At 32.9% G+C, this 23,958-nt stretch carries 19 protein-coding genes; 8 read left to right on the plus strand and 11 right to left on the minus strand.

The features are described from left to right. Nucleotides 1-106: 106 nt before the first annotated feature. Nucleotides 107-787, plus strand: coding sequence for a ComF family protein (locus tag ACVCZW_RS13885; RefSeq protein ID WP_452229038.1), 681 nt, complete (start codon nt 107-109; stop codon nt 785-787). Nucleotides 788-812: 25 nt separating this feature from the next. Then, a complete protein-coding gene (locus tag ACVCZW_RS13890) occupies nt 813-2,435 on the plus strand; it encodes an Ig-like domain-containing protein (RefSeq protein WP_452229039.1) in 1,623 nt (540 codons plus the stop codon). Here the strand turns inward: ACVCZW_RS13890 and ACVCZW_RS13895 are convergent. The 3 genes from ACVCZW_RS13895 to ACVCZW_RS13905 all read right to left on the minus strand — a co-directional run bounded on the left by ACVCZW_RS13895 (nt 2,419) and on the right by ACVCZW_RS13905 (nt 5,144). After that, nucleotides 2,419-3,201, minus strand: a complete 783-nt coding sequence (locus tag ACVCZW_RS13895; protein ID WP_452232701.1) for an amidohydrolase — start codon at nt 3,199-3,201, stop codon at nt 2,419-2,421. The two genes, ACVCZW_RS13890 and ACVCZW_RS13895, sit on opposite strands and share 17 nt — an antisense overlap. Nucleotides 3,202-3,305: 104 nt before the next feature. Then, nucleotides 3,306-3,941, minus strand: a complete 636-nt coding sequence (locus ACVCZW_RS13900; protein WP_452229041.1) for a hypothetical protein — start codon at nt 3,939-3,941, stop codon at nt 3,306-3,308. Between the two features lie 60 nt (nt 3,942-4,001). Further along, complete coding sequence (locus ACVCZW_RS13905) at nt 4,002-5,144, minus strand: methionine aminotransferase (RefSeq protein ID WP_452233019.1); 1,143 nt, start codon at nt 5,142-5,144, stop codon at nt 4,002-4,004. Between the two features lie 235 nt (nt 5,145-5,379). Between ACVCZW_RS13905 and ACVCZW_RS13910 the strand changes: the two genes are divergently transcribed. Next, complete coding sequence (locus tag ACVCZW_RS13910) at nt 5,380-7,476, plus strand: S46 family peptidase (RefSeq protein WP_452232702.1); 2,097 nt, start codon at nt 5,380-5,382, stop codon at nt 7,474-7,476. 436 nt (nt 7,477-7,912) lie between these two features. On the opposite strand, the gene ACVCZW_RS13915 is transcribed toward ACVCZW_RS13910, so the two are convergent. Next, nucleotides 7,913-8,608 (minus strand): LytR/AlgR family response regulator transcription factor, encoded by a 696-nt coding sequence (locus ACVCZW_RS13915; RefSeq protein WP_452229044.1) that lies wholly within the window; start codon nt 8,606-8,608, stop codon nt 7,913-7,915. An 84-nt stretch (nt 8,609-8,692) separates the two neighbouring features. Further along, a complete protein-coding gene (locus tag ACVCZW_RS13920) occupies nt 8,693-9,664 on the minus strand; it encodes a sensor histidine kinase (protein WP_452229045.1) in 972 nt (323 codons plus the stop codon). A 295-nt stretch (nt 9,665-9,959) separates the two neighbouring features. Between ACVCZW_RS13920 and ACVCZW_RS13925 the strand changes: the two genes are divergently transcribed. The 3 genes from ACVCZW_RS13925 (at nt 9,960) to ACVCZW_RS13935 (ending at nt 12,434) form a co-directional block, all read left to right on the plus strand. Beyond that, nucleotides 9,960-10,871, plus strand: a complete 912-nt coding sequence (locus ACVCZW_RS13925; protein ID WP_452232703.1) for a tetratricopeptide repeat protein — start codon at nt 9,960-9,962, stop codon at nt 10,869-10,871. Between the two features lie 253 nt (nt 10,872-11,124). After that, on the plus strand, nt 11,125-11,667 hold the full coding sequence (locus tag ACVCZW_RS13930; protein WP_452229047.1) for a TlpA family protein disulfide reductase: 543 nt from the start codon (nt 11,125-11,127) through the stop codon (nt 11,665-11,667). 20 nt (nt 11,668-11,687) lie between these two features. Beyond that, complete coding sequence (locus tag ACVCZW_RS13935) at nt 11,688-12,434, plus strand: thioredoxin family protein (protein WP_452229048.1); 747 nt, start codon at nt 11,688-11,690, stop codon at nt 12,432-12,434. 64 nt (nt 12,435-12,498) lie between these two features. On the opposite strand, the gene ACVCZW_RS13940 is transcribed toward ACVCZW_RS13935, so the two are convergent. The 6 genes from ACVCZW_RS13940 to ACVCZW_RS13965 all read right to left on the minus strand — a co-directional run bounded on the left by ACVCZW_RS13940 (nt 12,499) and on the right by ACVCZW_RS13965 (nt 21,718). Continuing rightward, entirely contained in the window at nt 12,499-14,268 is a 1,770-nt protein-coding gene (locus ACVCZW_RS13940; protein WP_452229049.1) for a MutS-related protein, read from the minus strand. Nucleotides 14,269-14,270: 2 nt separating this feature from the next. Continuing rightward, the gene (locus tag ACVCZW_RS13945; RefSeq protein WP_452232704.1) at nt 14,271-15,209 is read right to left on the minus strand and encodes a M28 family peptidase; all 939 of its coding nucleotides are present in this window, start codon (nt 15,207-15,209) and stop codon (nt 14,271-14,273) included. Nucleotides 15,210-15,307: 98 nt separating this feature from the next. Beyond that, complete coding sequence (locus ACVCZW_RS13950; RefSeq protein ID WP_452229055.1) at nt 15,308-16,054, minus strand: succinate dehydrogenase/fumarate reductase iron-sulfur subunit; 747 nt, start codon at nt 16,052-16,054, stop codon at nt 15,308-15,310. 11 nt (nt 16,055-16,065) lie between these two features. Beyond that, entirely contained in the window at nt 16,066-18,078 is a 2,013-nt protein-coding gene (locus ACVCZW_RS13955; protein ID WP_452229051.1) for a fumarate reductase/succinate dehydrogenase flavoprotein subunit, read from the minus strand. 12 nt (nt 18,079-18,090) lie between these two features. Next, complete coding sequence (locus ACVCZW_RS13960; RefSeq protein WP_452232705.1) at nt 18,091-18,765, minus strand: succinate dehydrogenase cytochrome b subunit; 675 nt, start codon at nt 18,763-18,765, stop codon at nt 18,091-18,093. A gap of 109 nt (nt 18,766-18,874) precedes the next feature. Continuing rightward, nucleotides 18,875-21,718 (minus strand): WD40/YVTN/BNR-like repeat-containing protein, encoded by a 2,844-nt coding sequence (locus ACVCZW_RS13965; protein WP_452232706.1) that lies wholly within the window; start codon nt 21,716-21,718, stop codon nt 18,875-18,877. A gap of 180 nt (nt 21,719-21,898) precedes the next feature. Here ACVCZW_RS13965 and ACVCZW_RS13970 point away from each other — a divergent pair, with 180 nt between their 5' ends. Next, nucleotides 21,899-23,191 carry an aminopeptidase P N-terminal domain-containing protein gene (locus ACVCZW_RS13970; protein WP_452232707.1) on the plus strand — a complete coding sequence of 431 codons (1,293 nt, stop codon included), beginning with the start codon at nt 21,899-21,901 and terminating at the stop codon, nt 23,189-23,191. 121 nt (nt 23,192-23,312) lie between these two features. Continuing rightward, the gene (locus tag ACVCZW_RS13975; protein WP_452232708.1) at nt 23,313-23,954 is read left to right on the plus strand and encodes a hypothetical protein; all 642 of its coding nucleotides are present in this window, start codon (nt 23,313-23,315) and stop codon (nt 23,952-23,954) included. The last annotated feature ends 4 nt before the right edge of the window (nt 23,955-23,958 follow it).

Consider the following 23,958-nt stretch of genomic DNA (forward strand, 5'->3'; position numbering starts at 1 on the left):
TAGAAATTTAGTTTGGTTTATTTTATTTTAATCGTTAAAGTAAGTGATATAATTGTTAAAGCAATTTCTTTAAAGAATTCGCTAGAAATTTTGTAAGTTTAATACTATGATTCAAGCGGTTGTTGATTTGTTCTTTCCAAAAGTATGCTTTGCGTGTTATTCGCAGCTGCAAGATTTTGAAATGTATGTCTGTACTTCTTGCAGACATAATTTACCGGTTACTAATTATCACTTTAATGCCAACAACACGGTTGAAAAAGTATTTTATGGTCGGGCCAAAGTAGAACAAGCTACTGCTTTGCTTCGCTATGAAAAAAAAGGAGTTGTACAACAGCTTATTCATAATTTAAAATATAGAGGTTATGAGGAAATAGGTGTCTTTTTAGGGGAATGGCTTGGTAACGAATTAAAAGAATTAGAGACTTACAAAGATGTAGATATAGTTATCGCTGTTCCTTTACATAAAAAGAAACAAAAAAAAAGAGGATATAATCAGGTTACTAAATTCGGACAAGAAATAGCAAAAGCTTTGCAAGTAGATTATAACGAACAATCTTTAATTAAAATAACGAATACGAAGTCTCAAGTCACCAAAAAACGATTTGCGCGTTGGCAAGCGGATCATGAACTTTTTGCTTTAGAAAACGCAACATTAATAGAAAACAAACATATTTTACTTGTGGATGATATTATTACTACTGGTGCCACGTTAGAGTCTTGTATTCAAGTGTTAAATAAAGCCGAAAATGTTAAAATAAGCATAGCAACCATGGCAATAGTTAATTGAGTATTTTGTTACTTTGTACTAAATCATGAAATTCATAATGCGTAATACCTTATCCAATTTAATTTTAATTCTAACCATAGGCTTAATTATAGTTAGTTGTGCTAATAGAGGAAACCCTGCTGGAGGACCAAAAGATGTTACAGCTCCAAAAATAGTTAAATCTACTCCCGAAAATTATACTACCAATTTTAATGGCAAGGAAATTAAAATCTATTTTGATGAGTATGTAAAAATGAAAAACTTAACCAAACAACTCATTATATCGCCACCAATGGATCCTGCTCCAGAAGTAACTCCTATTGGTACTGCCAGCAAATTCATTACGATTAAAATTAACGATACCTTATTAGAAAATACGACATATGCTTTTAACTTTGGAAACAGTATAACAGATAACAACGAAGAAAACCCGTATTCTTATTACAAATATATTTTATCTACAGGAAGTTATATTGATTCCCTTTCTGTTAAAGGTGAAATTTCAGATGCTACCTTACGTAAGCCTGATGATTTTGTTTCTGTGCGTTTGTACGAAATAGATAGCACTTTTAACGACTCTATTGTTTACAAAAAACTACCCAAATACGTAACCAATACTTTAGACAGCACCACGACATTTAGTATCGATAATATGAAAGCAGGAAAGTATATGCTTGTGGCGTTAAAAGATGCAAACCAAGACAATAAATTTCAGCAACTAACAGATAAGATCGCTTTTTACAAAAACTATATAACAGTACCAACAGATTCTACTTTCACCTTAAAATTATTTAAAGAAGAAGCAGATTTCACTGTAATTAGACCGCGTTTGGTGGCTGGTGAAAAAATAGCTTTTGGTTATCAAGGAGATTACAAAAACACAGAAATTAGTACGTCATCCATTGTGCCAGACAACTTTAAATACACCATTACAAAAGATGCCAAAACAGATTCTTTAAATTATTGGTATATGCCAAGATTAAAAGATACAGACTCTTTGCTTTTTACAGTAAAAAACAAAAATTACACCGAAAACTTCACGGTTAAAATAAGCGACCAACCAAGAGATTCATTAAAAATAGTAGCTGCTTCAAAAGGAACTTTAAATTTTAAAGACGATTTTAAATTAACCGCAAATATTCCATTGGTAAAGTTTAATGAAGAGCAACTTACTATTTTAGATAAAGATTCTTTAAAAGTAGCATATAAAACAACGTTAGACACCCTTTCAAATACCTATTCTTTTGCTTTTGATAAAACGGAAGACAACAAATATACCATTCAAGTTTTACCAGAAGCTTTTACTGATTTTTTTGAGAATAAAAACGATACCTTAAATTACAGATTAAGCACAAAAAACTTTGCAGATTATGGTAATGTAAGAATAACATTATTCAATGCAAAATACCCAATCATTGCCCAATTAACAGATGATAAAGGCGAAATAAAAGCAGAAATATACAGTACAGAACCAGAGCCTTTAGATTTTAGGTATCTCGATCCTGCTAAATATTATTTGCGTGTAATTTTTGATACTAATAAAAATCAAAAGTATGATTCTGGAAGCTATTTAAAAAAGCGTCAACCAGAACGTATTAGCCATTTTAATGAAGTAATTGAAGTTCGTGCAAATTGGGATCCTATAATAGATTTTACACTTTTAGACTAAAATTATCTCTATCTCCTAAAAACTGTAATCTGTCTCTATATTTCTTTACGTGGTTTTTATCTAACGTTACAATTTCAGTTTGGGCTACACCTAGAGCTATATTTGTTATTTTCTCACCCAAAACATCATATACAGCCGAGCTTCCTGAATATTCATAATTATTAATATCCAAACCAACTCTATTTACACCCACGCAATAACTCATATTCTCTATTGCCCTTGCCTTTAGCAATGCATCCCAAGCAGTTACTCTCTGTTTTGGCCAATTAGCAACATAAAGCAATACATCATAATTTTCTGTATTCCTTGCCCAAACAGGAAAACGCAAATCATAACACACTAAAGGGCAAATTTTCCAGCCTTTATAATCTACTATTATTTTTTTATTTCCTGCGGTATAGACTTTATCTTCACCAGCAAGTGTAAAGGTATGTCGCTTATCATAGATTTCTATTTTCCCTTCCGGATGAACAAATAAAAGCCTGTTGTAGTATTTGCTTTCTTCGGAAACAATAAGACTTCCAACAATAGCGGCGTTGCTTATTTTAGCCATTTCCAACATCCATTTAACGCTTTCTCCTTGCATATTTTCTGCAAGTTCTGGTGCATGCATAGTAAAACCCGTAGTAAACATTTCTGGAAGAATAATGAGATCTACTTGTTGTGCAACAGCAGTGATTTTTTCCGTAAAATGAATTCTATTTTCTTTTGGGTTTTCCCAGATTAAATCCGATTGGATGAGCGCTATTCTTAATTTTTCTTGCATTTTATAAAGATACTTTATTTTACAAAGTCGTAAAACAAAAAAATCCAGATTGTTTTAGAGAACAACTCTGGATTTTTTAATGAAGTAAAACATTTCTTTTACAATTAGGCCTTTCTTAATTTCTCTTGTGCCTTTTTAATATCCTTATTTAAACCTTCAATTTTCTTAAGCCATTTTGTTTCGTCTTGAGGCGAAAGTTTCCCTTTCTTTTTAAGCCTATCATATTTAGTTTGCGCACTCTCTAATTTACTATTTGCTTTATCAAAACTTTTTTGTGCTTTCTCTTTTTTCTTTAATGCCTTCTCTGCTTGCTTTTGCTTCTTTTCCGCTTTTTTTAGCTCCTTTTCATTCTTTTTCAGTTCTTTTTGACGATTTTTTTCCTCTTTTTTAGCTTTATTAATTTCTTTTTCTTTTTCATCTTGCTCCTTTTTAAGCTCCTTTTCTTGGGCTGCAAGTTCCTCTTCCGTTTTATCTTCTACTTCTTCCACATCTGATTTTGCTTCTCCTACCGCCTCGGAAGCCGCGTTTAATCGATCATATTTTTCTTTTTCTTCTATTTCTGCTTTATACGAAGCAAAAATTTCATTCCGCTTTTCTTCACTTAAAACATCGGTAACTTCTTTATCTCCTTCATATATTTTATTTTCTTTCACCGTATAAACAGGATTGCCTTCTGCGTTTTGCGCGGTAACCGTTAATCCCAATCCCAAAAAGAACACTAGTACTATTAATTTTTTCATCGTTTTATATTTATTGTTTACCAATAGTTAGCAAATATATTGCCAAATGAATCGGCTGTGTTACATTTTATTTAATATTTCTGCTGCTTTTTTTAAAGTATCCTCTGTTTTTGCAAAGCAGAAACGCAATACTTTATCATCTTTATTATTATCGTTAAAAACCGATAATGGTATAGATGCTAATCCATTTTCAATAGTTAATCGTTTTGCGAAATCGACATCGTATTCTTGGGTGATTTCCGAAAAATCTAAAACCTGAAAATACGTTCCTTGTGCAGGTTTAAATTTAAATCGTGAATCTATTATTAAGCTTAAAAACAAATCCCTCTTTTCTTGATAGAATTGAGCAAGCTCCAAATAATGACTAGGTTCTTTTAAATAGTCTGCCAAACCTTTTTGCATGGGATGGTTTACAGAAAACACATTAAACTGATGCACTTTTCTAAACTCCTCCATGAGTTCTTTTGGCGCACAACAATATCCCATTTTCCAACCTGTATTATGAAAAGTTTTCCCAAAGGAAGCGGTTATAAAACTTCGTGCTTTTAAATCGGGAAACAAACAGGCACTTTGGTGTTTTTCACCATCAAAAATAATATGCTCGTACACTTCATCACTCAAGACAATAATATTGGTGTCTTTAGTAAGTTCTTGCAGTTTTAGCATATCGGCTTCCGAAAAAATACTACCACCGGGATTTTGTGGTGTATTTATGATAATCATTTTCGTTTTGTGATTTATTTTTCCCTTAACAACATTCCAATCTACTTGATAATTTGGCGCATCTAATGGTATACTTATGGTTTTTGCTCCTTGTAATTCGATTGCTGGTTCATAACAATCATAAGCCGGTCTAAAAATAATAACTTCATCTTCCCGCCTTACAAAAGCAGAAATAATGGTAAAAATAGCTTGTGTTGCTCCTGCAGTAACTGTTATCTCGGTTTCTGGATGATAGCTTGTGCTATATAATAAATCAAACTTATTCGCAACACGTTCTCTTAACTCCATATTACCAGCCATTGGCGCATATTGGTTGTAACCAGAATGCATGGCTTTACTCACTAAATCCATTAGTTTTTCATCACTACTAAACCCTGGGAATCCTTGTGATAAATTAATCGCGTCATGTTGGTTTGCCAAAGCACTCATGACAGAAAATATGGTGGTTCCTACGTTTGGAAGTTTAGAGGTATGTTGCATAATTATAAATATAAAGACAATTTCTGTTTCTAGGGCTTCTTTCTTCCGAATAAAAAATAATTTCAAAATCTAAGACGTTGCATAATCCTGCTTTCTTCCGATTAAAAAAAGGTGTTTATATAGAAAAATAAATTCCGAGAAATCGAAAAAAGAAAACCCTTAGAAATTTAATCATTTTAACCATTTTTACTTCTTGGTTTTTTATCTTTGATAGCATTCAAAAAAAACTATACATATGAAATTTTTAAAACTCTTATTCCTTTTTATAACGCTGAATATTTCGGCACAACAAGGTGGTATGTGGATCCCTTCCCTATTAGAAGGTATGAACGAAACCGAAATGACAAATCTTGGTAGTAAACTTACCGCACAAGATATTTATGATGTTAATAACTCTAGTTTAAAAGATGCTATTGGACACTTTAATGGTGGATGTACCAGCGAAGTGATTAGCGATAAAGGTTTAATTTTGACGAATCATCATTGTGGTTTCGGACAAATACAATCGCATTCGTCTTTAGAAAATGATTATTTAAAAGATGGTTTTTGGGCAATGTCTTTAGAAGAAGAGTTACCAAATGAAGGTTTATACATTGAATTCATTGTAAGTATTACAGATATAACGGAAGAAGTTCTTGCGGTTGTAAATGAGGATATGACCGAAAAAGAAAAGCAATCGGTTATCGATAAAAACGCGAATGGGTTAATGAAAAACTGGCCTAGAGAAGCTTGGCAAGATGTTAAAACAAAAGCCTTTTATAATGGTAACCAATACTTCTTATTTGTTACCGAACGTTTTGAAGATATTCGTTTAGTTGGAGCACCACCAACAAGTATTGGTAAATTTGGAAGTGATACAGACAACTGGGTTTTCCCTAGACATACTGGCGATTTTTCTATGTTTCGTATTTATGCAGATGCAAACAATAGACCTGCAAAATATAGTATCGACAACAAACCTTACAAACCAAAACACTTTTTACCTGTTTCTTTAGATGGTGTTGCAGAAGGAGATTTTACTATGATTTTTGGTTTTCCAGGAAGTACAAATGAGTATTTACCTGCAGTAGCAATTGAGCATATCACAGAAGAATTTAACCCTACAAATATTGCTATTCGCGAAGCTGCTTTAAAAGTAATTGATGCCAAAATGAAAACTAGTGATGCTGTACGAATTAAATATGCATCGAAACAAGCACGTATTGCAAATGCATGGAAAAAATGGATTGGCGAAAATCTAGGAATTGAAAAAAGTGATGCTGTAGCAAAGCGTCGTGCTTTTGAAGCTACTTTTACTAAAGCTTTAAATGAAAAAGGTTTAGATGCTAAATACGGAAACATTTTACCGCAATTTGATAAACTATATGCCGATTTTGCACCTATAAATATTAAACGTAGAAACTTTATTGAAGTGTTTTTGGTAACGAATGAGTTAATGCAAATGACTTTTAGAGCATACCAAATGGAAGAAGCTATTACTGCAAATCCGGAAGCTTTTGATAAAGAAAAAGAACGTTTAATTGCAACTTTACAAGGCATTCATAAAAATTATGACGTAGATGTAGACAAAGGTGTATTTAGTAATGTGATGCCTTTTTACAACAAAAATGCTGATGCTTCTATTTATGACAAAACAGCTTTTACAAATTTAGACAAAGCTTTAAAACTTTTAGATGGAGATGCTAAAGATGTGCTTAAAAAACTAAACAAAGATGCTGCATATACATATGCAAAACCAATGATTGCAGAGTTTTACAATACTATAAATAAGGAGTACCAAGAAAAAAACGAACCAATTACTGCCTTACAAACCGAGTATATGACCGCTTTAATGAAGGCTTTACCTGAAGCTAGATATTTTCCAGATGCAAATAGTACGCTTCGTGTAACCTACGGTCAAGTTAGAGGCTACTCACCAAGAGATGCTGTATACTACAATCCTGTAAGTTATTTAGATGGTGTTGTAGAAAAATATATTCCTGGAGATTATGAGTTTGATGTGCCTGAAAAACTATTAGAATTACATAAAAATAAAGATTACGGACAATATGCAGATAGCAACGGGAAAGTACCTGTTTGCTTTTTAGGAACCAATCACACCACTGGTGGGAATTCTGGAAGTCCAGCAATTGATGCACATGGAAACCTAGTTGGTTTAAACTTTGACAGAGTTTGGGAAGGAACTATGAGCGACATGAATTACGATCCAGAAATTTGCCGAAACATTATGGTAGATGTACGTTATGTATTATTTATTGTAGATAAATTTGCTGGAGCAACACATTTAATTGATGAAATGAAATTGGTGCATCCTAAAACGAATAAACAATAAAAAGAGTATTCAGTAGGCAGTATTCAGTTTACAGTCACAGTTTATTGACATTAGACCTGTCAGGTTTTAAAAACCTGACAGGTCTTTTTTTATTTAATAAACTAAATTAGTATCGTATGTGTTCCTCCCTCTAGCTAAAGAGAAGTGGATTTATTGCAAATAAATTGGGAGCGTTTGTAATAAAAAGAGAATAACGTTTTTTTAACTCCTCTTTCTTTTAATTTTGAAAGAAGAATTAAAATTCATTCTCCTCTTAAAATAAGAGGAGAGCAAGCACAGCTAATCGCCGGAAATACTTCATGACTATTTTTTAAACATAATCGCAAGCGCACCTCTCTTTAGTTAAAGAAAGGTGGATTTATTGCAAATAAATTCGGAGCGTTTGTAATAAAAAGAGTGAAACGTTTTTTTAACTATTACGCAGAATACAAAAACCTTAAACAATCTTCAAAAACCGTAGTAATTCCTGCTTATACGTTCTACCAATAGCAATTCTATTCCCTTGCACATAAATTTCATTTCCAGAAATTTTATCTACATACTTTCTATTAATAATAAACGATTTATGGACTTGAATAAAATCTGCTTCGGAAAGCTTTTCGTTCCAATTTTTAAGTGAATCTATAAAAGACAGTTTCTTATTCTTTGTGATTATGGTAATATAATTTCTGTCCGATTCCAAATAAAGAATATCACTAATTATAATTTTATGAAGCGTTTTATCTACATTTAAAAAGAGTGTTTCTGGATTGTTTTCTTCGGAAGTATTTACGGGCTTTTCTACTCTATCTTTTGCTTTATTCATTGCTTTTAAAAAGCGATCAAAACCAAATGGCTTTACTAAATAGTCAACAATAGTATCTAGTTCAAAACTACTAACTGCATAATCCGGATATGCTGTTGTGATAATAATTGCTGGCGGATTTTTAATGGTTTTAATGAAATCGATTCCAGAAATGTCTGGCAGATTAATATCTAAAAAAACCAAATCTACCGTATTGTTATTCAGAAAAGTATTTGCTTCTATTGCAGCATTAAAAGCACCTTGTAATGCTACATTAGGAAGCTTACTCAAGTAATTCTTTAAAATTTTTTGAGCAGGTATTTCGTCTTCTATTATAATGCAAGTCATATGTTTTAATCTTCATGAATTGTCAGGTCGAGCGCAGTCGAGACCTCAATAAACCTATCGACCGCGCTCGAGGAGACATGCGTATTAATGTAATTTCAATTTTAAATACACTTTATATACTTCGCCTTTAAAAACCTCTAATTTATAATCTTCTTTATAAATAAGCTGCAAGCGTTTTTCTAAGTTTTGCAATCCAATTTTAAAATCTTCCGTAGATACTTTTTCTTTAGCATAGTCATTAGTACACACACATTCTAAAACGCCTTCTTTTTCGATAATGGAAACCGAAATATCACTTCCCAACGTACTATGTTTAAAAGCATTTTCAATAATACAAATTAGCAATAAAGGAGCAATTTTCTTTTCAGAAGAATCTATCGATTTTATATAATTAATCTGCTTCACACCTTCGGTTCTAATCCCTTGAAAAGTCATGTAATTATCTATATACTGCATTTCTTTTTCCAGCGAAACGGTTTTTGCATTACTTTCATATAACACATGTTTCAAATTATCGGACAACATTAAAATAAGGTCAGGAGTTTCCTTCGGTTTTTCTAAAGCATACGAATAAATGGTATTCAGATTATTAAATAACACATGCGGATTTATTTGCGATTTCAAGAACTTTAACTCCATTTCTAAGTGTTCTTTCTTTATTTGTTCTACTTCCTCTTGCTTCGCTAAAAAACGATATAACATCCATATAAAAGAAAAGAAAATAAGAGGTACTAAGGTTTGCCATAAATAGTCACTCAGGCATTTCATTATCGAACAACCACATTGCGCAAATACATTACAATATAGTTGGGTTGCAAAAAAGGAAATAGCTGCAAAAACGAAAACATATAAAATGTATAATCGCTTTTTTATAAAGAAAGGGAGCAGTAAAAAATTATTCACATAAACAATAACCACAAGAATAGATAAGTACTGTAAAAACGGATTTTCACGCCAATAATATTGCGAAAAAACAGAAAGAGACACAAACACAAAAAGCATCCAAAATAGAATGTGCACCAATATTTGCGAAGTATGTTTTTTAAGTGTAATCAATTTTTAATTTTAATTGTCACTTCGAGTGCTTTCGATTTTTATCGAAATAGTATCGAGAAGTGAATAAAGTATTCTCCATAAAAATTACAGAAAAGCAATTTCATTGAAACATACCTAAGTTTTGTTGAAAGTACTCAGAAATGCCTTAATCCTCAAAAATTAAGTACAAAAACCTCATTTAGTATTGCAAACGACCTAAAAATTGCTGTTTGTTGTTTTAAGTCTGCTGTTTGTACTATTTATTGAATAAAATTTATAAACTATCTTATGTTTGATTCACTAAAACATCAAAATCATGAATCGAACAGTATTATTATTAACCGCAATTTTAAGTTTCTCAACAACATTTTCACAAACTATAAACCAACAAGTTCTTGATGAAAAAGGCAAAGAAATGCTATTAGGCCCCATTAACAAAGAAGGTTTAACAAAAGCACCTTTTCGCGCATGGTTTAATAAAAATTATGAGGATTATGATGTAAATGAAAAAATAGCCAAAAAACTAAAAGACTCTTTAAAGGAGTACACCATTAAAGTATTTCTTGGTACTTGGTGCGGAGATAGTAAAAAGGAGGTTCCGCAATTTTATAACATTTTAGAAACGGCTAATTTCCCAGAAACTCAATTAGAAGTTATTGCATTAGACACAAAAAGTGATGCCTACAAACAAGGTCCGAATGGAGAAGAAAAAGGCATGAATATTCACCGAGTGCCAACTTTTATTTTTTATAAAAATGGAGAAGAAGTGAATAGAATTGTAGAACATCCACAAGAAACTATAGAACGCGATATGTTAAAAATTGTGACTGGAGAACGCTACTATCCTAAGTATTATGTAGCAAATGTGCTATTTAATAATTTAGAAAAATACAGCATGGATGAAATGCAAAAAAGCAAAAATTATTATCTAACCAATTTTCCTGAATATTCGGAAGGAAGTAAAGAATTAAACACATTAGGTTATGTATATAAAAAGGATAAACAATTTGAGAAAGCACTTTATGTATTTGATTTAAATACAAAGATTTTTCCAAACAACGCTAATGTTTACGATAGTTTAGGTGAAGCTTATTTTGAAACAGAAAACTATTCCGAAGCACTAAAAAACTACAATAAAGTTTTAGAGTTAAAGCCTGAAGACAAAAATGCTCTGGAAATGATGACTAAGGTTAAGTTGAAATTAGATGCTGTTAGTAAAGAGAATTAACGCCTCTTTCTTTCTGTTAAAAAAACAGAAATTCATTCTCTTCTTAAAATAAGAGGAGAGCGTCCAAATTAACAAAAACATAAGTAGTATGTGCACCTCTCTTTCGTTACAGAGAGGTGTATTTATCGAAAAAAATCAGAGCGTTTATAATAAAAAGAACGAAGTGATTTTTATTATCTATTTTTTAAAAAAGCAATTAAACTATTAGGAAGAAAAGGAGTCTAAATAAAAAATTCAATTTTCTAATAAACCAATGCCTTTATCCATATCTAAAAATGCTATTTATTTTATTCTAATAGCCCTTTTAACCTTTAGCTGTAAAGAAGAAAAAAAGACAACGAAAGCTACTTCTACCGCAAGTGAGGTTACTCCAACCAACAGCACAATTCCTATCTATGATTTTAATGCTTTAGAACCATTACTATATACCAACACGAATAAAACCTATATCGTCAATTTTTGGGCCATGTGGTGTGCTCCTTGCGTACAAGAGCTGCCGTATATTCAGGAATATGCAAACAAAAATCCGGACGTAGAAGTTTTACTGGTAAGTATGGATTTTATAAAAGATATAGAAACCAAACTCAAACCTTTTCTAAAAGAAAGAAATATTACTTCCAAAGTTATTTTATTAGATGATCCAGATGCCAATAGTTGGATTGATAAAGTGAATCCCGATTGGTCAGGAGCAATTCCTTTTACCATTATATTCAATACTAAAACCCGTAAATATTACGAACGAACTTTTGAAAACGTAGCGGATTTAGAAAATCAAATAACTACAAATTTTTATTAATAAATAAACCAAAATCAATAATGAAAAAAATTAGTATACTAATTGCAATCATCTGTTTATCTGCAGGTGTTTTAACGTCTTGTAAAAACGATAAAAGCGAAAAAACAGTAGAAAACAAAGAACATCATCAAGATGAAAAAGGACGTCATTTACATGGTGAAAAAGGGGAACATCCAGAGCACGGAGATAGAAAAGGACCACCACGTGGAGGTTCTCCAGAGCAAACTAAAACATTAGAAGAAATTGGAGGCTATAAAATTGGGGATACTGCTGAAGATTTTTCGCTTAAAAATGTAGATGGAACCATGGTTTCTTTAGCTAGTATTAAAGATGCAAAAGGATACGTTGTAACTTTTACTTGTAATGGGTGTCCGTTTTCTAAACTATATGAAGACCGTTTAATTGCATTAAACAATACCTATGCACCAAAAGGTTATCCTGTAATTGCAATTAATGGTAATAATCATTCGAATGAAAAAGAAGGTTATGAAGCAATGCAAAAACGCGCTGAAGAAAAAGGATTTACATTTCCTTATTTAATAGATGAAGGACAAAAAGTATATCCAAAATTTGGCGCAGTTAGAACGCCACACGTATTCCTATTAGATAAAGATTTAAAAGTACAATATATTGGTACTATTGATGATAATTCAAAATCTCCAGAAAGCGTAAAAGTGAAGTATGTTGAAAATGCAATTACGGCTTTAGAAAAAGGCGAAAAACCAAATCCTAATTTCACAAAAGCGATTGGTTGTCCGATAAAATAAATTACTTTTTTAGGTGAAACAAAAAAGCAAGAACGAATAATATATTTGTTCTTGCTTTTTTCATTTAAATAATCTCCATTTTCTTTAATAAGAAACTCGCATTCATATTTTGGCAGATACCGTGTTTTAATTTGTAATCAAAAAAGAGTTCGTCGTTAATAATTTCTGCATCAAAATAGTAATTTTTAACTTCCTCTAATTCCTTTTCAATTTCGCATAAACTTAAATCGTGGGTTGCAATAATTCCTGTGGCATTTTTAGAAACTAATTTTTCTACAAACTTTCGGGAGCCAATCGCTTTATCTGTGGAATTGGTTCCTTTTAAGATTTCGTCTAGAATAATAAAATAAGAATCATTTTCTAAAGCATCCACAATAAATTTTAAGCGTGTTAATTCACTAAAGAAATACGAACTATCATCTGTAAGCGAATCGCTTGTTCGCATGCTTGTAATCAGTTTTATAGGGTTGTATTTACTCGATGTCGCACAAACTGGCAAACCAACATTTGCCATAACCACATGTAAAGAAACCGTTCGTAAAAACGTACTTTTACCAGCCATATTAGCTCCTGTAACAATAAAAAACTGTTGATCTGTAATGGTTAGATCACTGTCTACACGTTTTGAAGCATCTAATAAAGGATGTCCTAAATTTTTTGCTTCAATAACAATATCATTTGTAACGATCTCTGGGAACACAAATGCTGGATGATTAAAAACATACGTACCTAAAGTGATGTACGCATCGAAAAAGGAAACTACTTCAAACCAATCCTCTACGGTAGTTTTGTATTGCGAAATCCATTGTTCAATATGATATGTATTCTTTATATCGGATAATAAAAAACCATTACCAAAAATGGCTGAAATAAGATTATGTCTATTATCTAAAGCATCTAAATGTTTTGAGAATTGTGAGAAAATTGCGGAAGCTTCCTTTTGTTCTTGCTTAATCTGATCTTGTTTCTCTTTTAATAAGGAAGCAGAAAAATCTTCCGTTTCTATTTGCTGTAATAAAGATGCATATTGTTTAAAAGTATCTTTAACCTGATCTGTATTTGCTGCTAAAACATTTATTTTCTTAAGATATACTCCTGAAATACCGGAACCTAAAATCATCCAAAAAACTAAAAACAAAAAAGAGATGACTTCGAAGATTGCTAAAAACAGGATTATTGCAGATCCAATAGTAAACGCCATTGGTAGAATACGCATAATTTTTGGCAAAAAAGATTGATGCTCTTTTAGCCATTCTGTAATTTTTGATGCTGGAGTTTCAATTTGAATCAAGCTTGCCACTGCCGAAAAATGTTGTCGCCATTTTGGTTTTTCGGCTAATTCCTTAATCGCATCTTGACGTGCATTTATCCCTTCAATATTATTAGCAGTAAGTTCATATACTAAAGCCTTAGTACCTTCTTCTGTTGTTGTTCGATTTATAAATTGAAAAAAAGAACCTTTCCCAAAAAGATCCACATCTAAGCTAAAAGCATGGTTTGGGTTTTGAAATCCTATACCTTCTTCCCTTTCTTTAAAATCACCAGAAGCAATTTTTAATTCTTCTTCATTAATTGCAACGAGTGCTTTTTTTAGGTTGTGTTGGTATTTTAAATCGGTGTATTTTGAAAGTAAATAGATAAAAGCAATAATACCTACTACGGCAATTCCTATCGCAATTTGCAGATTATTAAAAGTAAAATAAACAGCAATTCCTGTTGCTATAAAGACAGATATTCTCGCAAAACTTAAGCTGGTAAGTTTCTTATACAAGGTCTTAACTTCTAATTGATGGACTTCTAATTCTTGGGTATAAAAGGTATTTGGGTTTTTCATTTTTATAATGCTATGGTATCTAATTTTTCAAAAACAGCAATAATAGTGGTTACTGCATTTTGATAAAAATTAGGGTGGATATTTTCAAAATCGTCTGTTGGTTGATGATAATCTTTATGGTCTTCTACTCCAAAATAAATAAAAGGAATTTTCACTTTATGAAACGAAGCATGGTCGGAAGAGTTCGTCCAATCCTCCAATGTATCACTGCCATCATGACCAATACGCAGTGTTATATTTTCGGAAGCTTGTATACTTTTAATTGCTGGTTCTAATTGTTTATAATGAAAAGACCCCACAGCAAACAATTCATTTTTAGCACTACGGCTAATCATATCCATATTGATATTCAGTTTTATATTTTCTTGCGGAATAATAGCGTTTTCCACAAAATATTTAGAACCAACCAAACCTAGTTCTTCTGCATCAACAGCTGCTAAAATAACAGAATGCTTTGGTGGATTTTTCTGAAAGTATTCCGCGAAAGCGAACAATGCGGAAATACCTGAAGCATTATCATCTGCACCGTTATAAATTTTCCCGCCTTTTACACCTTCGTGATCATAATGTGCAGAAAGCACAATGTATTCTTCTGGTTTATCCGTTCCTTTTATTAGTCCGAGAACATTAATCCCTTTATATTCTTTACCTCTACGTGTAAAGGAAAAATGCTGTTCAAAATTTTTAATAAGTGGTATCACTTGTAAATCTTGAAATTTATTTACGATATAGTTTTTTGCTTTCTCTGCTCCAGCGGTTCCAGTGCGTCTCCCTTCATAAACATTAGAAGATAAAACTTGAACATGATGTAATAGAGAATCTGCGTTAAACCAATTTTGTTCTAATACTTCGACGGCAACTTTTGGCGTTTCCGTTTGACCTTTACAACTTGTTAACGCAAAAAACACTAAAAACAAACTGGAGATATATCTATAATTCATATTCAAAAATTAAAGGTTAAAGCTAAACAAAAAATCTCAAGATTGCTCTTGAGATTTTTTGGTTTTATATACAATTCTTTACTTCGTTAAAAAGGATATTATCCTTTTAAGCTAGCTGCTAAATATTCTCTATTCATACGCGCAATATTTTCTAAAGAAATTCCTTTAGGACATTCAACTTCGCAAGCTCCAGTGTTGGTACAGTTACCAAAACCTTCTTCATCCATTTGCTTCACCATGTTTAAAACACGATCTGTAGCTTCTATTTGTCCTTGTGGTAATAGTGCAAATTGTGAAACTTTAGCACCAACGAATAACATTGCTGAAGAGTTTTTACAAGAAGCAACACAAGCACCACAACCAATACAAGTTGCAGAATCAAAAGCGGTATCTGCATCGTGTTTATTAATTGGAATTGTGTTTGCATCAATAGTATTTCCAGAAGTATTTACAGAGATAAATCCTCCTGCATGTTGAATTCTATCAAAAGAAGTTCTATCTACAATTAAATCTTTTATTACAGGAAAAGCAGTTGCTCTAAATGGCTCGATTGTAATAGTATCGCCATCTTTAAACATACGCATGTGCAACTGACAGGTTGTTACACCACGATCTGGACCATGTGCTTCTCCATTAATATATAAAGAACACATCCCACAAATTCCTTCACGACAATCGTGATCGAAAGCTACAGGTTCTTCATCTTTATTAATTAGTTGTTCGTTTAAAACGTCTAACATTTCAAGGAAAGACATATCTGGTGAAATATCGCTGACTTTATAATCAACCATTTTCCCTTTATCACTTGCGTTTTTTTGACGCCAAATCTTAAGTGTTAAATTCATCATAGCTTTCCTTATTTATAACTTCTTTGTTTTAATTCTATATCCTTGAACTCTAATTCCTCTTTATGTAAAACAGCATCACTAGGTTCTCCTTTGTATTCCCAAGCAGAAACGTAAGCAAAGTTTTCATCGTCACGTTTTGCTTCTCCTTTTTGTTCCCCATCTAATTCTACAGCATCTTCTCTAAAGTGTCCTCCACAAGATTCCTCTCTATTTAAAGCATCTTTAGCGAATAATTCCCCTAATTCTAAGAAATCTGCAACACGACCAGCTTTCGCTAATTCTTCGTTGTATTCTTCGTTAGTTCCAGGAACTTTTACTTCTTTCCAGAATTGTGCTCTAAGTTCTTTAATTTCTGAAATAGCTTCCGTTAAACCTTTAACATTTCTAGACATTCCAACTTTGTTCCACATGATTTTTCCTAATTTCTTATGGAAATAATCTACAGAATGTTGTCCTTTATTAGTAATAAAGAAGTCTAATGTTTTTCTAACTTCATTTTCCGCATCTTCAAATTCTTTAGAATCTGTTGAAATGGTTCCAGTACGAATATCATTAGATAAATAATCACCAATAGTATAAGGTAATACAAAATAACCATCTGCTAAACCTTGCATTAAAGCCGAAGCTCCAAGTCTGTTTGCACCATGATCAGAGAAATTAGCTTCTCCAATACAGTATAAACCAGGAACGGTTGTCATTAAGTTATAATCTACCCAAACACCACCCATTGTGTAATGCACCGCTGGATAAATCATCATTGGTGTGTTGTATGGATCTTGATCTACGATCTTCTCATACATTTGGAATAAGTTTCCGTATTTATTTTTGATTACTTCTTGTCCTAATTTCTTAACAAGAACAGCATCATTTTCGTTTAATCCTTTAACGTGTGCTGTTTCTTTTCCGTAACGTTGAATTGCCGAAGCAAAATCTAAGAATACAGCTTCTCCAGTTGCATTAACACCAAAACCAGCATCACAACGCTCTTTTGCTGCACGAGAGGCAACATCACGAGGTACTAAGTTTCCGAATGCAGGATATCTACGTTCTAGGTAATAATCTCTATCTTCTTCTGCTAATTCTCTAGGTTTTAATGCCCCAGATTTAATAGCTTCCACATCTTTCATGTGTTTTGGTACCCAAATACGTCCGTCATTACGTAAAGACTCCGACATTAACGTTAGTTTAGACTGATGATCTCCAGAAACAGGAATACATGTTGGATGAATTTGTGTGTAACAAGGATTTGCAAAGTAAGCACCACGTTTGTGTGCTTTCCAAGCTGCGGTTACATTCGATCCCATCGCGTTAGTTGATAAGAAGAATACGTTACCATAACCACCAGTTCCTAAAACCACAGCATGTGCTGAATGTCTTTCGATTTCTCCAGTAATTAAGTTACGTGTTATAATTCCACGAGCTTTTCCACCAACTTTAACAACGTCTAACATTTCGTGACGGTTGTACATTTTGATTTTTCCACGACCGATTTGACGGTTCATGGCAGAATATGCTCCTAATAATAATTGTTGTCCTGTTTGTCCAGCTGCGTAAAAAGTACGAGATACTAATACACCACCAAATGAACGGTTATCTAATAATCCACCATATTCTCTTGCAAAAGGAACACCTTGAGCAACACATTGGTCAATAATATTTGCAGATACCTCAGCCAAACGATATACGTTAGCTTCACGAGAACGATAATCACCACCTTTTACAGTATCATAAAATAATCTGTAGGTAGAATCACCATCTCCTTGGTAATTTTTCGCTGCGTTAATTCCTCCTTGCGCTGCAATAGAGTGTGCACGTCTTGGAGAATCTTGAAAACAGAATGCTTTTACATTATATCCAAGCTCTGCTAAAGTAGCAGCAGCAGATCCACCAGCTAAACCAGTACCAACAATAATAACATCAATGTTACGCTTGTTTGCAGGATTTACTAAGTCGATATGATTTTTATAGTCTGTCCATTTATCTTTAATTGGACCTTTTGGTATTTTTGAATCTAAAGCCATATTAGATATTTTTTAGTGATTAAAATGATGAAATAATGCAATGAAAACGAATCCTAATGGAATGATAATCGCATATGCTTTTCCGAATCCTTTTAATCCTTTTGTGTATTTATTATTTGCTCCAACCGATTGGAATGCAGAATTAAAACCGTGTAATAAGTGTAATGCTAAGAATATAAAAGCAATACAGTATAATACGACTCTCCAGATATCTACAAATTTATGTTGTAGTTCTTCAAAATATCTAAACTCACCATTAGCAAGTAATCCAGACATATCGCCTTGAATGTATTTTGTACTTATTTCTGGCAACCAAAAATCGTAAAAGTGTAAACCAATAAATGCTAGAATAGCAGCGCCACTCCAAATCATGTTTCTACTCATCCATGTTGAATTAGCAGCACCATTATTTTTAGCATAACTAATTTGTCTTGCTTTATTGTTTTTAATTTCTAGTACAAATCCCATTATAAAATGGAAAATAACACCAAAAATTAATACCGGCTGCATCACATATTGAATTGCCCAAAAGGTCCCCATAAAATGAGAAACATTGTTAAATGCATCTGGACTGAATACCGATAATAGGTTGATTACAAAATGTTGTAATAAGAAAATCATTAGGAAGAGTGCCGAAAGTGCCATGGCAAACTTTCTTCCAATCGAAGAATTTAAAATTCCGCTCATTATTTTGTGTAGTTAGATTATATATACACAAATATAGTAAGCAACGCTAACGCAAGCAAGCTAAAATGAATTTTATAAATTTATTTAGAATGGATTTAAGTAAAACAGACTACTTCATTTCAAAATTCACACGCTCTAATCCTATTTGGATAAAATATTTTCCTTTTGGCAAATAATACTTTCCATTTTTAGCTGCCTCAATATCAATGCTTGTATTCTCTTTAAGCAGTGTTTTTCTTCCTTTTTCGGTTAATGACAAATCATAATCTACGTAGTTAAACCCTTTATCTGCTTCGACAGAAATAATCTTTAAAACGGATTGTTTTTCCGAAAGGATTTTAACTTCCTTTTTCCCTGCAGTATTTCCATAAAACTTAATGATTTCTAAAGGCGTATTTGCATCAAACCATTTGCTCCAAGAGCTTCCCCATCGTGGAGAATAGCGAATATCTTCAAAAGGAAAAAGCGTTACGCTCTTACTTAAAATATTCGTATTCATTTTTTGCAAAGGCGCAATATTGGTTTTATAGATACTTCTTCCGTGTGTACCTAAAAGCAAGTCTTTAGCTTCTGGCTGAATCACCAAATCATGCACAGCAACTGCTGGTAAATTTTTATGGAATGCTTCCCATTTCACACCTTTATTAAAAGACACATAGGCACCATTATCGGTTCCTAAATAGAGTAGGTTTTCATTTTCGGGATCTTCTTTTATAACATTTACTGGTGACATTGGAATATTAGAACTAATGCTTTTCCAGGTATTTCCATAGTCTTCGGAAACATAAACATAACTATTAAAATCATCCCAGCGATAGCCATTTAAAGTTACATAAACGCGTTCTTTTTTATGTTGCGAAGCGATAACGCGAGTCACCCAAAGATTTTTTGGCAAGTTGTCTGAAATATTCTCCCAGCTGCCGCCTGCATTTTTAGTGACCTGCACCAAACCATCATCACTTCCAGTGTAAATAAGTCCGAATGCAAAAGGAGATTCACTAATAGAAGTTAACGTCCCGTAAGCTACATTTCCTTTTTTTCCACCATTGGTTAAATCATGGCTAATGGCTTTCCAATCGTCTCCTTGATTCATAGAACGCATTAATTTATTTCCACCTAAATACAGAATATCTTGATTGTGCGGCGAAATTAAAATTGGTGTTTGCCAATTAAATCGATACGGGTTTTCACCCAATTCATGTTTTGGCTGTATGTATTTCTGTGCTTTGGTTTCGCGATTAATTCTATAATAATTCCCAAACTGATAACCTGTATACAACAGATTCGCATTTCTAGAATCTATTTGAATTTGCATCCCATCACCGCCCATTAAACTCTCCCAAGGATTATGACCACTTTGCTGCCAACTTTTATCTTGTCGTGCATTATTTGCACCAACCCAAACGCCATTATCTTGCAAACCGCCATATACATTATATGGTTTTTCGTTATCTACATTTATAGTATAAAACTGTCCCACCGAATTTACATTTAGCTTCTCCCAACTTTCACCAGCATCATAACTCATATTTAATCCGCCATCATTACCATTAATTAAATGGCCCGATTTATCAGGATTTACCCAAAGGGCCTGATGGTCTGCATGTACGTTTTCTTTACTAATAGAAACAAAGGTTTTTCCGCCATCTTTAGACTTTAAGATAGGAACACCCAATACATAAACACCATTTTCATCTTGTGGATCTACGCGTATTTCTCCAAAATAATACCCATAACTATAATATAAATCATCTAGATAGTCCTCATGTGTTTTGTTCCACGTTTTCCCTCCATCTGTACTTTTATACACCTCAGCTCCAATTACTGGCGTATCAAAAAGCATGGCATTTGCATCTTCTAGATAATGTGCTATATCTGCTGGTTTCACGTTTCCGCTACGCACCATTTGCTTTACATTTTCTGCACGATACTTTTCCTGAAAACCATTCATTTTCAAAAACCCATTCAATTTTTTATCTTCTAGATTTAAGAAATCTTCTGTAGTCATGGTTTTAAAATCTTCTTTTGTAAAACCACGCTTATCTGTTTTTTTATCTTCTGTTTCTTTTCTTCGGAATTGATTATCATGCAAAGCATAAATAGTAGTTTCATCGTAAATTGCCAATCCAATTCTACCTACACCATTTCCTATTGGGAAACCACTAGATTCCGTGGAAACTTTTACCCACGTTTCACCAGCATCTATACTTTTATATATCGCGGAGTTCTTTCCGTTTCCGTTAAAATTCCAAGCTTTTCTGTCTCGTTCCCAAGCAGCAGCAAACATGATATTATAATTATTTGGTGCATGCTGTAGATCTATGATTCCGCTAACCTCATTTACAAAAAGGGTTTGTTTCCATGTTTTCCCGCCATCTATTGTTTTATAAACACCGCGTTCTGCATTGGGAGAATATAAATGTCCAATAACACCAACTGTTACTTCTTCTGGGTTATTAGGATTGATTAAAATACGACCAATATGATGGGAATCGTGCAATCCAACATTAGTCCATGTTTTTCCGCTGTCTTTCGATTTTAAAATACCAATTCCAGAATACGAGGAACGAGAAGAATTATTTTCACCAGTACCAACCCAAAGGGTTTTGTTTTTCCAATCTACAGCAATATCCCCAATATTTTGTGTTTGCGCAGTATCTAAAACCGGCATAAAAGTAGACCCATTATTAAGGGTATACCATAATCCGCCAGACGCATACGCCACATAAAACTCTACAGTGTTTTCTGGATTCACTTCTACATCCACAACGCGACCACTCATGACCGTTGGACCAATGTTTTCAAAAGGAATATTTTTAACTAGCGAATTTTCTATTAATGCTTGCTTCTCTTTTAAAGCATTCTGAACAAAGCTGGAAGTTGTTGCAGGTTGTTGCGCTTCCGCAGAAAGAATAAAACACAATAAAAACGTAAAAAAGATACTGATTTTCATAACTAGGATTTAAAGTTTCAAGATACTTATAAATGTAAAAGGTACAAAGCAATTAGAAAAAGGAAGCATATTTTAAGACGCTTTTATAACAATTGTATTTTAAACTTCTTATTTTTGATATACTTAACGGAATTCAAAAATAAAATTTCTTTTCTAAAGGGAATTTAAAACAATTTTTCAATGAAATACCATCAAATAGACAGTCAACTTTTTATAAAAAACCGTAAAAATTTTGCTTCTCAAATGAAGTCAAAAAGTCTTGCAGTTTTCAATTCTAATGATATTTATCCGGTGAGTGCAGATAGCACTTTACCTTTTGCACAACATAGAGACATCTTTTTCTTAAGCGGTGTAGATCAAGAAGAAAGCATACTCGTTCTTTTTCCGGATTGCCCAAATCCGAAACATAGAGAAGTTCTTTTTTTAAAAGAAACCAATGCGCATATTGCGGTTTGGGAAGGTGAAAAACTCACCAAAGAAGCTGCATTTAAAACTGCAGGAATACAAACAGTCTATTGGTTACAAGACTTAGAAAAAGTCCTATTCGAAATGATGACGCAATGCGAAACAGTTTACATAAATACTAATGAGCATTATAGAGCGAATGTAGAAACAGAAACTCGCGAAGATCGTTTTACAAAATGGCTAAAAGAAAAATATCCTGCACATACTGTAGCAAAAAGCAATCCTATCTTACAGCGTTTACGTTCTGTAAAAGACCAGATAGAATTAGACTTAATACAACAAGCTTGTGATATTACCGAAAAAGGTTTTAGACGCGTTTTAGGATTTACTAAACCAGGCGTTTGGGAGTACAATATTGAAGCAGAATTCATGCATGAGTTTTTAAACAATCGATCTAAAGGATTTGCATACACGCCAATTGTAGGATCGGGAAACAACGCAAACGTATTACATTACATAGAGAATAACCAACAATGTAAAGCTGGCGATTTAATTTTAATTGATGCAGGAGCAGAATACGCGAATTACTCGAGTGATATGACACGAACTATTCCTGTCTCTGGAAAATTTAACGACAGACAAAAAGCAGTTTATAACGCCGTTTTAAGAGTAAAAAACGCAGCAACCAAACTATTAGTTCCTGGAACTATTTGGGCAGAATACCATGTAGAAGTTGGCAAAATAATGACCAGCGAATTATTAGGATTGGGCTTACTAGATAAAGCGGACGTACAAAATGAAAATCCGGATTGGCCAGCATATAAGAAATACTTTATGCATGGAACCAGTCATCATATGGGATTAGACACGCATGATTACGGTTTATTACACGAGCCAATGCAAGCTAATATGGTATTCACTGTAGAACCCGGAATTTATATTCCTGACGAAGGATTTGGTATTCGTTTAGAAGACGATGTAGTGATACAAAAAACTGGAGAACCTTTTAATTTAATGCGAAATATCCCTATTGAAGCAGAAGAGATTGAGGAGATTATGAATAAATAGAATATTATTATTTAATAAAAAAAAAGCGAGCTTCACGGTTCGCTTTTTTTTTTCGACATCTAACTATTACATTTGAAAAGCGCTATGATACGCCGTTTATAAATTTAAAAAAGACCTTCAAATGAAAACGAAAAAATTAAGAGGACACAATCGTATTTTTAAAGACATCGAAAAATGGAAAAACGATAGTCTTCCTTTAGATTTAGAATATATAGCACGTTACCAAAGAAATTACGAAAAAGTTTGGGTTCGTCCATTCGGGGAGATTTCTATTACAGGAGCAGCGATTCCGAAACCAAAAAGAAAAGCTCGAAAACTTATTTTACAAAGCTTAGTAGCCATTTTCAACCATTGGGAAACGCAACTAAAAACACTAGACAAACCTTATTATTTAACTATTTGGTTAAACGAACCTTTTATAGAAAACTCACAGGTTGTTTGTGCAATAGATGGATTTTTAAACTTTTATGATACTACGTATTATCGTCCAGAAAAACAAAAATCAATGCCTACGCAAAATTATGGAAAACTAAAAAATGAGTTAGATGCTTTTCAATGGATTTATGCTTTAGACGAACATAATTTCACCACTGAAGACATAGAAGAAACCGCAGAAGTATATGCCTCTAATAAAGATTCCTACGCAATGCAAAAATGGTATAAAAAGCAACTAAAAAGAAATCCTATACTTCGTGTCGACGATAAAATCACACATTATAGAACAACAAAAGGCACGGTTTGGATTGGCACAAAAAACCAATAGTAGC

It is taken from the genome of Lacinutrix sp. MEBiC02595 (assembly GCF_053601555.1).